Annotated in this window: 9 protein-coding genes and 1 tRNA gene; 5 read left to right on the top strand and 5 right to left on the bottom strand. The window is 61.4% G+C overall.

All coding sequences use genetic code 11. The features are described from left to right. The first annotated feature begins 67 nt into the window (after window positions 1-67). The gene (locus BN1233_RS50950) at window positions 68-529 is read left to right on the top strand and encodes a DUF2382 domain-containing protein (protein ID WP_147707015.1); all 462 of its coding nucleotides are present in this window, start codon (window positions 68-70) and stop codon (window positions 527-529) included. Here BN1233_RS50950 and BN1233_RS48230 read toward each other — a convergent pair. From BN1233_RS48230 to BN1233_RS46645, 4 genes are all read right to left on the bottom strand, one after another. After that, on the bottom strand, window positions 414-2,426 hold the full coding sequence (locus BN1233_RS48230; protein ID WP_156312725.1) for an NACHT domain-containing protein: 2,013 nt from the start codon (window positions 2,424-2,426) through the stop codon (window positions 414-416). The two genes, BN1233_RS50950 and BN1233_RS48230, sit on opposite strands and share 116 nt — an antisense overlap. Window positions 2,427-2,733: 307 nt before the next feature. Further along, window positions 2,734-3,633, bottom strand: coding sequence for a TIR domain-containing protein (locus tag BN1233_RS06540; RefSeq protein ID WP_046862729.1), 900 nt, complete (start codon window positions 3,631-3,633; stop codon window positions 2,734-2,736). After that, entirely contained in the window at window positions 3,633-3,917 is a 285-nt protein-coding gene (locus BN1233_RS06535) for a hypothetical protein (protein ID WP_046862728.1), read from the bottom strand. The genes BN1233_RS06540 and BN1233_RS06535 overlap by 1 nt, the downstream gene beginning before the upstream one ends. A 775-nt stretch (window positions 3,918-4,692) precedes the next feature. Then, window positions 4,693-4,788, bottom strand: a tRNA-OTHER gene (locus BN1233_RS46645). 74 nt (window positions 4,789-4,862) lie between these two features. Between BN1233_RS46645 and BN1233_RS06530 the strand changes: the two genes are divergently transcribed. The 4 genes from BN1233_RS06530 to BN1233_RS06515 all read left to right on the top strand — a co-directional run bounded on the left by BN1233_RS06530 (window position 4,863) and on the right by BN1233_RS06515 (window position 10,222). Continuing rightward, window positions 4,863-6,182 (top strand): tyrosine-type recombinase/integrase, encoded by a 1,320-nt coding sequence (locus BN1233_RS06530; protein WP_046862727.1) that lies wholly within the window; start codon window positions 4,863-4,865, stop codon window positions 6,180-6,182. A 390-nt stretch (window positions 6,183-6,572) separates the two neighbouring features. Then, window positions 6,573-6,782, top strand: a complete 210-nt coding sequence (locus tag BN1233_RS06525; RefSeq protein ID WP_048709453.1) for a helix-turn-helix transcriptional regulator — start codon at window positions 6,573-6,575, stop codon at window positions 6,780-6,782. Further along, window positions 6,779-7,075 carry a hypothetical protein gene (locus tag BN1233_RS06520; RefSeq protein WP_046862725.1) on the top strand — a complete coding sequence of 99 codons (297 nt, stop codon included), beginning with the start codon at window positions 6,779-6,781 and terminating at the stop codon, window positions 7,073-7,075. Before BN1233_RS06525 ends, BN1233_RS06520 begins: the two co-directional genes overlap by 4 nt. An 84-nt stretch (window positions 7,076-7,159) precedes the next feature. After that, entirely contained in the window at window positions 7,160-10,222 is a 3,063-nt protein-coding gene (locus BN1233_RS06515) for a hypothetical protein (RefSeq protein WP_046862724.1), read from the top strand. 1,486 nt (window positions 10,223-11,708) lie between these two features. Here BN1233_RS06515 and BN1233_RS06505 read toward each other — a convergent pair. After that, window positions 11,709-12,182 (bottom strand): Crp/Fnr family transcriptional regulator (locus BN1233_RS06505; protein ID WP_046862722.1); only part of this gene is annotated, 474 nt, incomplete at its 5' end.

The raw sequence follows: 12,182 nt of genomic DNA, 5'->3' as shown, positions 1-12,182 counted from the left end.
CCCTCACGTGCATCCGGACTCAATCCCTTCACGCGCCGTTTCACAGTGCTTCTTCGCGTACAATTTGATGTCTCGGACAACAACAATGTGCAAGCCAGCCTCCCCGCCTGCACCCGCCGAGATGTCCAGCGATGGCCCGCGCTCGATCACCGATGAGGTTCCCCACCTCCATGACCCGGGTGCCGAGAGTGTCATACCGCTTCTCGAGGAGGAGGTACGGCTCGAAAAGCGCCAGGTCACGACCGGCAAAGTCCGGGTCCGCACCGTCGTTGACGTCGTGGAGGAAACGGTCGGGACCGCCCTGCGGGAGGAGACCGTGGAAATCACCCGCATTCCCGTCGATCGCGAGATCGATCAGGTCCCGCACATCCGGACCGAAAACGACGTCACCATCGTGCCGGTGGTCGGGGAGGTTATCGTTGTAGAGAAACGGCTCGTCCTGAAGGAAGAACTGCATATCTACCGCCGAACCCGCACGGAAAGACGTCGGATGAGGACTCCCAAGCCCGCTGGAGTAGGCGGGGAATAAGGTTCTTGAATGCAGATCTGTGTTCTTCACTCTCGACTGAGAAGATAGAGTCCACCCATTCGAGCACTCGCAAGCTCTCGTCAGCGCTCAACTGAGGAATCTGGATGGTGCCGAGAAACAGCGAGTATAATCCAATGAGATTTTCATTCTTCGGGGATGTCAGCGATCCCAACAGCTCATCAATCGACAACTCATTAGGCCATAGAGCTCTTAGGACAGCTCCTTTTAGCTCGTCGTCTACATCGGGCTCCAGATCCGTACTTAGGAGCGGGCGTAAAGATCGTTTCGCTTCTGGCGACCCTATCCTTGAGAGAGCCGACGCTGCCTTGACACGAACGCCCACATCGTCCGATTGATCAAGCGCAACTTCTAGGAGGACATCCGAGAGCTCAGTGAGGCGTGTCGCCTCAGCGATATCAATTGATGCACGACGAGCTATGATGCTCCGATTTTTCCCGGTTACATACGGTACTAGTTGCTGGGCCAGCTTTGGATGTTGCAGCAGGGAGTAGCTCTGCCTGATGTTTGCGATCCAATCATGGAGCTGCTCCTCATCGAATCGCTGCAAAAGCTCGGTGGTCAGAGCTTCTCGCTCAGCGTCACCTACAGCCGCGACATCGCTTCGTAGAAGAATGTCAGGCTCGCGAGCTATTAACTTACGGAATAACGCATGGTCGAGACTTGCCCCCCAGGCAGCTACCTCTCGCAGCTGAGGTGAAACCGTCTCTTGGTCGCTCCCTACTTGCCCGGTGAGAAATTCTAGGATTTCATCCGCGCTAATTCCGTGCTCAATCAGGTAGTGAGCTGCAAGGAATTCCGGAAAGGTCTTATGGGCGAACTCAAACTCATCCTTTCCGACCGACTGGAATACGGGCGTGTTCAGAACCTGGAATAGTTCAGGGATCCCGAGAGGGAACATCCCTCCAAGTCCTGGTTCGTAGCCTCCAGCAATGTCCGACAATGTTAATGCCCCGTCCGGGGGATCCTCTGACTGGAGCCCGGTCCAAATTGTTGTGCTATTGGAGAACAGGGCCGCAGCTGCGATTCGCGCAGCAACGATCAGACGTGACGCGCTATCGAGTTGCCCTAGAGGAGGGTTACTCCGCCGCAGTGGGTTTGTCTCTTCTAAGAGCGCAAGCAGACCCCGCTGGTAAAGCTGCGCTCGGCTGGACGGTAGGACCCTCTCACGACGGTATTCGTTCAGCAGCAAATTCAGAGTCACGGGGCGGCTTGCTAGCGGCTCCGCGTCTCGCGCTCGGATCTGCTCAAGGAAGTGAGCCCGAACGCCTTCGTCCGCATCAACAGAATGGGCGGTAATCAAGGCATCCTCCTCACGCAATGGCGCGAGTTGGTAAACTCCGACTTGGCTCTTAGGCCAAAGTGTCTGCAGCTCATCCTGTAAGTCTGAAGGCCACGATGCCGCACGGCAGCTTATTCTTAGCTTCAGCTTCTCCAGTGACCCACGGGCCTCAGCAATCCCACGAATTGCTTCTGGAATCACATTTGCGAATGGCTGAAGTTGAACCGCCTCGTCCAATCCATCGAGAAAGATGTTGAGACAACGATCCAAGTCCTGTCCAGCGGATGAGCTTAATGTGCTGACTAGCCGCTCGAAGAGACCATTGGGCTGGAAGAACCGCCTAATCTCGATGAACTCGACAGCCTGACCTTGTTCCGTTCCTGCTGCGGCGGCCTTCCGCATCTCGTAAGATTTCCCGATTCCGGGAGGCCCAAGGAGGATCAAACACGGGATTTGGTCGAGCTCGTCAAAGCTCTGTCCAAAACCAGAACCTAGGAAGCTGGGTTTGTCTGGGTGAAAAAGATACCCATCCGAGGTGGGAAGAGGGGCATTGGCAGGAAGCCAAAATCGATTCCACTTGAAGGAAGCCTCACCCATGGCAAAAGTCAGCCCTTATATAAGAAGTCCGAGTAAACCCAACATCAAAGCCGCAGCATACGGGGTGTCCAATCACCCCACATTGCGGAATGCAGTCATCGCGCAGGAGTCAGAAATCCTCAAGGATGGACGAGTGATCGCGCCATAATCAAATGGTCTGATCTCTGTCTCTTAGAGCCGAATTGATAATCGGCTATATCTCAACATGCGGGGGCATGCGGCAAACACAGAGCCAAGCCACTGTGATCTGGTTCGAATGAACTCACTCAGACACAGTCCGTCAGATCAAGCCCAAGTTTCTACAAGTTCATCGCATGACCTTATTCCAGTCAATCCGATAACCGGCCGCCTCAAGTTCTCGGCCAAGCGCCTGCCTCCAGCCATTGCCGGCATCCATGGTTTGCCAGACCACACCGGCAAAGTCGCTTGGTATCTCCACCTCGCCGCGTTTAAGTGCACACACCTTCTCGCGGCCCAGACGACCAATAAAGTAGCCTAACTCAAGGAGCACATTCTGCCGCGCGCGCGGCTCAGGCGTGCCTCCCTTCACACAACCCTCGTCGTCAGGCGTGAGGAGCACGACCGCAAAACCGACGTCGCTATTTGCCTCGACTTTTTCGATGACCGTTCGTCCGCGATTGGCTTGCTCGTGAAGGATGATCGGCTCGAAGCCAATATTACCGAGAAAGCGAGCTACCGCTTCTCGTGCTTCGCCGTCGTGACCATGCACAATGAAGATTTTATTGGAGACAGGCACCATCAGCTTTGGCCTGAAGTTTCCATGATTTATCACATAAGCTTTGTAGTCTCTCAAAAAGGGAATAATCATCTGTCGCGTGACAGCGTGAACCTCGCTTATGATTTTATCTCCTGAATAGAAGTAGGTGCGCCCAAAATGGGCCATATAGTCGGGGCTCTCCGCAAATTTTTCGATAAGAAGAAGGGTCAGCCCGAGTGTCTGCTCCTGGCTGTCAGGCCACGCAAGATTGGCGCTGCCGGCTATACCGCGCCGGGATGCGTCGCCTGTAGCCAAGAAGGCTTCAAGGTCCAATCCTTCGGTCAAAGCCTGATTTGCGGCCGCAAGATCAGGATGGCGCAGGAGCCGCGCGAGCGCCTTAAGCGGACGATCATACGATTGCAGATGCGCCCCTTGCAGGTCGAGAACCGCATTCGTGATCTGGCCGAAAAGGTCGATGTCGTTCGCCATCACGCCTGATCGCCCTCTAGGCGTGCAGTAGCTGCCCGTTCCAGAATGGCTTCGCGATATTGCTGCTTCATTCCCTCGGCCATCGGCCCGATAATCCGATTAGAGGCATAAGAGCCGAGCCGCTCGTCGACGAGCCTCTCCACCTCCTGGATTGCTGCCTCGATGCTGCCCAGATCACTCGGGTCAAAGGCGACGGTGCCAAGTTCACCATCCAAGCCCTCAAGCGCCTTCTGCGCACTAGTGAGGTCCCTGCTGAGTTTATCGAGTCCAGTGATCTTGATCATAGCGGCTCCTGCAACCCTCGATGTGTAACTTTGCCTGCTAAACTCAGCGCGTAGTCGCTCCCAATCAGCGCCTCCTCCGACGGGAGGGGCATCCCACCACAATTGACCATGCGTCAGTCGAGACGTGTCGAGGGTGCTAAGAACGTGGATTGGTTGATCTTGATCGGTTCTGAATTGCCCTCTTGCGACGCAGCTTTCTGCTGTGGCTTATGCTCGTGACCAAAGGGAGATTTTGATGCTCGCATAGAGCAGCGGCTGAGATAGCGAAGCTGCTCGTCTGGAGCCCTCTAAGCGCCTGAAATCCGCGAGGGCTTGCGGATCAGAGGTGGCGCTCTGTTCCCCGTAGGTCCGGGCTCAACCGGAGCGGAACAGCCACGCGGAGATCGGCCATGATGGTTGAACTCGCTCACTGGCTCTTGGTGGCAGGATACTCCCTGCTCCTCATTGAGTCATACCTCGGTCACTGACCGAGTAATTCGGCGCGGGGACGAGTATCACACCCCCTCAAGCATCCAGGCTTCGCGGCTGCATCCTCAGGGAACAGAGCCAATGATTTCGTAAGGCTGCGGCGTCAGAGGCAGAAAGTCCTCGGCAGCCTGGCAGACTTCAATTCCGAAGCTCCACCTAACCTGAATTACCGTGCTATCGCCTGGGCGGCGTGAGGGACGTATTCTGTCCATCGCTGTTCGGCAACGTATATTGGAGCAGAGTTGGGAGCATTCACGACCGCCTTGCGGAGGTGCTCGCGCAAACCCTTGGATTCTAAAGAGAAAAGTGGCGCTCCCTAGGGGACTCGAACCCCTGTTTTCGCCGTGAGAGGGCGGATCGCGAACGATCGTGACATCTATGACGTCTGCTAACCCTATGAACTAGTTGAACCTCGCTGTCATGGACGTAAGATCCGTCTCACATGTCACTGTGAGACGAAATGTGAGACGGATCGCCATGCCGAAAACCGCCAGCATCGATACCCCGCCGAAACGGGCGAAGCTCGCCCCCGGCAAGAACCCGTATTGGCTCGGGATCGGGCATGGTCGAGGCGGCCTTTATCTCGGATACCGCAAGCCGGTCCGCGGCGCCGGCACCTGGGTCGCGAAGATCGTCCAGAACAGCAGGCGGGCGGAGGAGCGCATTGGCATGGCCGATGACGCGGGCGCCCCGCCGGAGGCCCTTGCCTTTGCGGCAGCAAAACGGGCCGCGCTCGCCTGGGCGGAGGCACGCGAGCGGGCCTTCGCGGCTCTGGATGCCGGCGACGCGAACGGCCTGACGCTCACGGTCCGCGACGCGGTGAACGCATACATCACCACCCGCGAGGCGCGCTCCCTCCGCGCGGGGCGCGATGCACGATCCCGGCTCACGCTCCATGTTCTGGCCGATCCGAAGATCGCCGACCTGCGGTTGTCCAGCCTCACGGCCTCCGCCCTGAAGGCGTGGCGGAGCCGTCTGGCGCCGGACCTGCAGCCCTCCACGGTCAACCGGCTCCTGAATGACCTGCGCGCGGCCCTGAACGCTGCCATCGAGGAGCACCGGCGCGTGCTCGGGCCGCACGTCCGGGAAGAGGTAAAAGTCGGGACGAAGGCACTGTCGGGCGCCGATGCGGCCCGCGAGCATCAGATCCTTACGAGAGCGGAGATCCACGCGCTGACAGCCGCGGCGTTCGACTTGGACGAGACGGGGGACCTTGGACGTCTGGTCGTGGTGCTGGCCGCGACGGGAGCACGGTTCTCGCAGGTTGCGCAGCTCCGCGTCCGCGACGTGCAGGTGACCGACGAGCCGCAGATCATGGTTCCGCTCTCCGCGAAGGGCAAAGGTGCAAAGGCCAGGCGCCATGTCCCCGTTCCGGTCGGGCCGGATGTGATTGACCAGCTTCGGCCGATCCTCAACGGGCGTAAGGGCCATGAGCCCCTTCTGGAACGCTGGCGCTACCGCCAGACGTCCCCCACCGTCTGGGAACGGCACGAGCGCGGCCCGTGGAAAGCTGCCGCGGAGTTGACCCGGCCCTGGAAGGAGATCGTCAAGGCCGCGCAGCTCCCCGCGGGCACCGCCCCCTACGCCCTCCGCCATACCTCGATCGTCCGGTCGCTCCGCAACAACATCTCCACACGTTTCGTGGCGCTCGCACATGACACCTCTGTTGCCATGATCGAGAAGCATTACGCCGCTTACGTCTCCGACCACGTCAGCGAAATCATGCGGCGCGCCGTGGAACCGGTAATTGGCGTGGCGCCAACGCAATTCCGCGTCGTTGAGGGTGGCGCGGCCTGAACGTGAAAAGCGCCCCACCACGCGGGCAATGCAATCCCGCGGAGTTCACTGCGCTCGATGCCGATTGAGCCCAAGCGTCGGCCAACTTTGCACGGCCCACAGCAGAAACGTGCACACGAGTCACTCGGGGCAAGAGGAGCGCGAGATCCGAATACAACGCCGCCTTACATGCGGCCTCAAAGTCGAGCCAATTCGTCGCTGACAGCGGTGTAGAGTCTGCGGACACTTTTTGTCCGCGACGCCTTGAAGGCGTTCGTCTCACTTCGCTAGGGTTCGTTATGTCCCGCGAATATTCAGGAGATCGCCAGCCGACCAGACGAACCCGCAGGTTACCAAGACCACGGCATGGGCCGTGGCATCCGACCCTGCCAACACAGGAATATGGCTGGCATGCTTGGGCACGCTGTTGCTCCGTCATCGCCGCGTCTTGTCTCCATTCCGCGCGCCGCCGAGGCGCTCGGGATCGGGAGGACGCTTGTCTTCAACCTCATCAAGGACCGCCGCCTTCGTGCGGTTAAACTCGGGCGGCGGACGCTTGTCCCGCTGGACGAAATCGAGCGCCTGATTGCCTCCGCGCGTGATGCTGGAGGCCAGGAATGAGCACCAGGAACGCCGGCAACGGTCGTGGTGCAGAACCCACCGCCAATTGGCGCCAGACCGCCTTTCTTCCGATCGCCGAGGCTGCGCGCATCCTCGGCGTATCGCGCGCGCAGCTCTACAAGCACGAACGCATGGGGCGCCTGGCGTTACGCCGATCGCTTGGCCGCACCGTCCTCCAGACTGAGGACGTGATCCGCTTGGTCAACGAGGCGGAGCGATGGACTCCTGAACCCCGCAGAAATGCCGCGGCGGTTCAGGCCATCCGCAACCGGTGCGCCCGGACCTCCCTGTAGTCGGCCGAAACAGAACACCCCAGCGCGGGGGCTCATGCCGCGTCGGGGTGTCTCTCATCAATCATATTACATTGAAAGTATATCATGAACGTTCCGGTTCGCGCGCGCGACAACGAGGTCGCGCAGCTCCATCAGCTTTTTGACGCCGCTATTACTGCCGGCAAGCAAGCATCCGAACCTGCTGGCAGGCTGGATCCTGCAGCCGAAACAACCATCCGGCGGCTCATCCAGGAGGGCTCGCGCTACCTAGCGGCTCTCGGGTTCGACCCCATAGATGACGATGCCCGGCACCTCGCCCACGATCTGGGTGCCTACTTTCCCGACGTGGCATCGGTTCATGCCCGGATCTACTCCGAAATAACTGAGGCGGTGCTGGCGTCTCCCGCCGCTGCTGGGCCGAACCGTCCTGCCGTGATTGCCGGGCTGATCTACGCCATGCTGATTGCGTCGCGTGGGGAGCGGTTCGAAGGGCTCATTGATTTCGTCCGTTCCATCTTCCCGCCTGGAAGCAGCATCGCATTCACGACCATGCTGCCGGTGGACACCAACAAGGATCTCCGCGGGTTCACGTGGCACCTCGATCAGGATCCCGAGGCGATCAAACTTCGGGCCTTCCTCGCCGAGGCCGAAGATAACGCCCGCAACATCTACATCTGCACGAACCCGGTCCACGAAACGTTTTGCGGCTCTAAGCCAGCCGACAAGGATGTAAGGACGCGGATTCACGGCATTCTCGACATCGACCGAAATTCCGTCGCCAGCGGCATGACCGAGGCGCAGGCGCGGAGCCACGTGGATGCCACCCTGGATGCAGCCATCGCCAAGATAGGCACGCGGCCCTGTGCCCGCGTATGCACCGGTAATGGGGCACATGGATGGTTCAAGGTGCCGGCCGACATTAACCGTGAAGCATGGGCGGATACGTGCGCCGGGACTGGCTCGGATGCGGTCTACGAAGAGTCTCGGCTTGGCAGAGCATCCTGGACGTTCAACGTGCCCGCCGAAGGCAAACGCAACCGCCATAAGTATCGGCCTCGGCTGGCCTATGTGGTGGGGGCGCCGGATCCCTCCGCGCTGGCGGTGGATCCGGAGCATCTGGCAAGCACGTTTCCACCCCGCAAGGGCAGCCCCAAGCTCCCCACGGCGGGCGCACGGACCAGCGTGGCGGGCCACGGCGCCGGAGGGTTGACGGCAGACGAAGTCCACCGGTTGGAGGCCGTGTGGCCCCTCATCAAGGATGCCGCCGAACTCCGCGATTTACCCGATGAACTCCGCAACCAAGCCGAGGCCGCGCTCGTCGGGGATCAATTCCTTCGGGATCGCTATCACGGCCATGCCGGCCCCCTTGTGGACCGCTTCGGGACGCCCCGCCTGGCGGGGTTCATGGAGGGGGATCGGTCGGCCGCCACCATGGCCTTAATCTCGCTTGCCCGCCGGGCCGGCCTCACTCTGGAAGTCACCGCCGCCCTCGCCGTAACGCAGGAGACGGGCGAACTGCTCCCGAACGACAAGCACGACGACGCCGGGCGCATGCGCCAGTTCGGGCGCTGCTGGTCGAAGGCAACTCCTCCGGAGGAAACCGAAGATCCGTCATCTTCCGGCGGACGCGGCACGGCCCTCCGCCGGGCCGAAGATACCCTTCTCGCAGAGGCTGGGGTGGAGCTTTGGCGGAGTGGAAACAGCAGGTTCATCACCCTGCCCACCTCGAACGGTATAGAACACTTCGACCTGAAATCCAACGAAGCCCTCGATGCCATCTTCGCCGCACTGCGCCGACTTCCGGACCGGAGCCTGCACCTGCCCCCGCGGGCCGTGGCCGAACTCGCCGAGGCGCTGCACAGCCTGGCGTATGATGCGCCGGAGTTCCCGGTCGGCGTCCGGTCTGCACCCCACGCGGGGGCGGGTGGCGACTGCATTTACCTCAATCTGGCGAACGACGCCGGTGAGGTGATCGAGATCACGTCTACCGGATATCAGGTTGTCCCCGGCAACACCGCGCCGGTTCGGTTCCCGCGCCGATCCAGCCTTCGCCCACCCCCAATGCCGGCGGGTAGCGTATCGCGGCGCGACTTCCTCCCCGTGATCCGCCAGCACATCGTCCTGCCGCCGCGCCTATCCGAAACCGCCATTGATCCGGGAGTTCAAGCGGAAGCTGCCCTGCTCCTCTTCCTGGCGAATGCTGTTCGGCGCGACGGCGAGGTTGCGCACCTGCTCCTGACCGGACCTGCCGGAGCCGGCAAGACGACCACCGCCTTGCGCCTGAAGGATCTGGTCGATCCGACGAACCCTCCCCTGTCCGCCGCGCCGCGGGATGCCTTGGGCCTCATTGCTCTCGCGAAGGGGCAAGGCATCACGTGCCTGGACAACACGTCGAATATCGGTCCCGATGCGGCGGACCTGTTTTGCGGCTTCGCGACGGGGACGGCGCACACGGCCCGCCAGCTCTACTCGAATGGCGATCTCTACAGTGTGGAACTTCTGGCGCCCGTCATGTTCACCACCGTGCTCCCGGACCTGAGCAGCCGGCCGGACCTCGTGTCCAGGGTGGTCCGCATTGCCCTCGATCGGCGGGCGACGGCGACGCCCAGGGCTCTCCTGGACGCGGCGTGGCAGGTCGATCGCCCCGCCCTGCTGGCGGCACTCCTCGATATCCTGGTGGGCGCCTTGGCCGGATGGCAGGCCGTGGCGGCGGAGTGGACCGACAAGCCCCTCGACCGCCTCGCCGGGCCGCTCGTGTTCGCTGAAGCGGCCGCGCGGGCGATCGGATGGAAGCCCAACCTGCTGATCGAGGCCATGCGCGAGGGTTGGCGGGAACAGCAAGCCGACGCCGCGGCGGGCGACCCGCTCGTGGCGGCGTTGCTTGGCCTCGTCGGCAATATTGAGAGCCGGATTTGGGAAGGGACCATGGCAGACCTTCTGCCTGCTCTGACCGGACCGTTCGGCGGCCAGGGCAAGCTCAACATCCGCTCGCCCCAGGGGCTTGGGCAGGCGATTGCGCGGCTGGATCCGGGTGCCTTGGCCGATCTGGGGCTTGAAGTGGCCCGGCGGAGGGTCAACGGCCGGCTGGTGGTCACCATCACCAAAACGAGCGCGAGCGACGAGACCGTGAAGGGCCAAGCTGAGGCGGTGCTCTGTCCGTTGTTATAAGCGGGGGCGCAACGCTCAACTCCGGGTATTCGACGGCTTTCGGCTGAATACCCGGAGTCGCGTCGTTCATGACGTCTATGCCGGCTTAGGTATTCAAGGTGTTCAAGGGGCGCATCCGCGCCACTTCTTTACTTATTGCTCTACCCCTGCCTCCGCGCCCCACGCCGCTGCCGCCCTCTCCCTCTGCCTTTTCTTTCTCTTTCTCCAAAGGAAGAAGGAATGGACACCTTGAACACCTTGAATACCCAAGCCGGCATAGACGTCATGGACGACGCCATTCCGGGTATTCAGTGCAGAACACCCTGAATACCTTGAGCACCCAGGTCCACCCGAATGTCAGGAGTTGTTGCCCGAAAGTTGCCGCAGGAGTGCGCCCCAGGCGCGGGCAGCGGTGGGATGTGCGGCAGGCGGAATCAGATCCCGGTAGGCAGCCGCGACGTGAAGGCGTTCCTCATCCGTCTGGCACAGCGCCAGAACAGGCGCGAGATCACGCCGGTGTTGAGCGAGGAGGCTCCATAGAAGGTCCGCCTCTTGCGGCGGAGAAGTCCGGCGAACTTTACGCGAGGTTCGCGGGGTTGCTTGGGCCTTGCTGCTGATATCGGCACATCGACGCCGCGACCACGGTGACAAGCGCGATGCTACGACGTGGACCGGATCTTCCAGCACCAGAGCGGGGTGCTCAGGTTCGCGGGGCGGTCCAGCAGCCGCGAGTTTACCCCGCAAAGTGTCAAGGGCGGCGCTCCAGCCCGCCGGATCGCGCCGGTCCAAATGGGTTCTCCGGAAGCGCCAGCGCGCCCAATCGAGGATCGCCGGCGGCATTGTCTCCAGTCGCCACGGGAACCCCGCCAAGGCGGTCCGGAATGCCTCCTCGTGCTCGCCAAGATCGATCGTCGATCCGCTCGCCCAAGGGTTCAACTTCCACGCTCGCTGCAAACGGTTGCGATGTCGTTTCGCCTCCGCTCGGGCGAAGATCTCAGGATCTAGGCGCCCGGCTGCAAGTTCGCGGAGTTGTTGGTCTCGATGCCGGCGCGCGGCGTGCGGACCGGCATGGCGCAAACAGCGCGTGTGCCCCCTCAGCGGCGGCAGGCGGCATGTGCCGCCGTTCCGGGTCCGCGCTCCGCAACACCTGGCTAGCGCGCCTCCCCGACAGTACTCCGCTCGGGCGGCTTCGAACGCCGCGCGATGCTCATCGTTGATGAAACCTCGAAGCATGAGAAAGCCCGCTACCAGATCGGCGCCCCCACGCCTGGTATATGCATGGCTTCTGCGCCGGTAATTACGGCACCAAATTACTCAATCGATGCTCAATCAGTTTGATGTTTTTGGTTGAAAGTCCAATTCGTGCGAGTAAGCAGAAATTCACGCCACGACTGGATTTAACCTGATATTCTCATCGGTGCAGAGGTGTCCGATCGCGGCACATGGTTGAGGACAAGCATCTCGCAGCAGACCCGGCGGGAACCTGCATCAACTGGCGACGAGGTTCTCACGTGGCAGCCTCTTGATGCTTCAGGTGCAGGTAGGTGGGCTCGAAGTCCCCGGCCTGCTTCAGCCCCTCCCAGTCCAGCACCGAGAGAACGTTCCCTTTCAGGGTGATGAGCCCCTCTCCTCGGAGTTCCTGGAGGGTCCGGTTGACATGGACCGTGGAGAGGCCGAGCGCCTGCCCAAGCTCAACCTGGGTGATCGGCAGATCGCAGGTGTGGCCCTGGGCCAGTCCCACTGCTCTCAAACGCACGACCATCTCGCACAGGACGTGAGCCATCCGGCTCCGGGCATCCCGCTGACCGACGTTCATGATCCACTCCCGGAAGATCGCCGCGTCGATGAGCGTGGTGCGCCAGAACGCACTGCCGATCCGCGGATAGCGCTCACAGAGAGCCTCCAGGGCCGCGTGCTGGATGAACCCGAGCGTGCACGGCGTCAGCGTGCCGATGCTGAAGTCCAGAACCCCCAGATGCAG

The organism is Microvirga massiliensis (genome assembly GCF_001006805.1).
In the GTDB taxonomy this organism is placed as follows: domain Bacteria; phylum Pseudomonadota; class Alphaproteobacteria; order Rhizobiales; family Beijerinckiaceae; genus Microvirga; species Microvirga massiliensis.
The sequence above is the reverse complement of the archived record's forward strand: the minus strand, read 5'-3'. Positions and strand labels throughout refer to the sequence as shown.

Coding starts and splice junctions, on each gene's coding strand:
- BN1233_RS48230 (WP_156312725.1), bottom strand. CDS start 2,426: ATGGGTGAGGCTTCCTTCAAGTGGAATCGATTTTGGCTTCCTGCCAAT.
- BN1233_RS06535 (WP_046862728.1), bottom strand. CDS start 3,917: ATGATCAAGATCACTGGACTCGATAAACTCAGCAGGGACCTCACTAGT.
- BN1233_RS06520 (WP_046862725.1), top strand. CDS start 6,779: ATGAGCACCAGGAACGCCGGCAACGGTCGTGGTGCAGAACCCACCGCC.
- BN1233_RS06525 (WP_048709453.1), top strand. CDS start 6,573: ATGCTTGGGCACGCTGTTGCTCCGTCATCGCCGCGTCTTGTCTCCATT.
- BN1233_RS06515 (WP_046862724.1), top strand. CDS start 7,160: ATGAACGTTCCGGTTCGCGCGCGCGACAACGAGGTCGCGCAGCTCCAT.
- BN1233_RS50950 (WP_147707015.1), top strand. CDS start 68: ATGTCTCGGACAACAACAATGTGCAAGCCAGCCTCCCCGCCTGCACCC.
- BN1233_RS06530 (WP_046862727.1), top strand. CDS start 4,863: ATGCCGAAAACCGCCAGCATCGATACCCCGCCGAAACGGGCGAAGCTC.
- BN1233_RS06540 (WP_046862729.1), bottom strand. CDS start 3,633: ATGGCGAACGACATCGACCTTTTCGGCCAGATCACGAATGCGGTTCTC.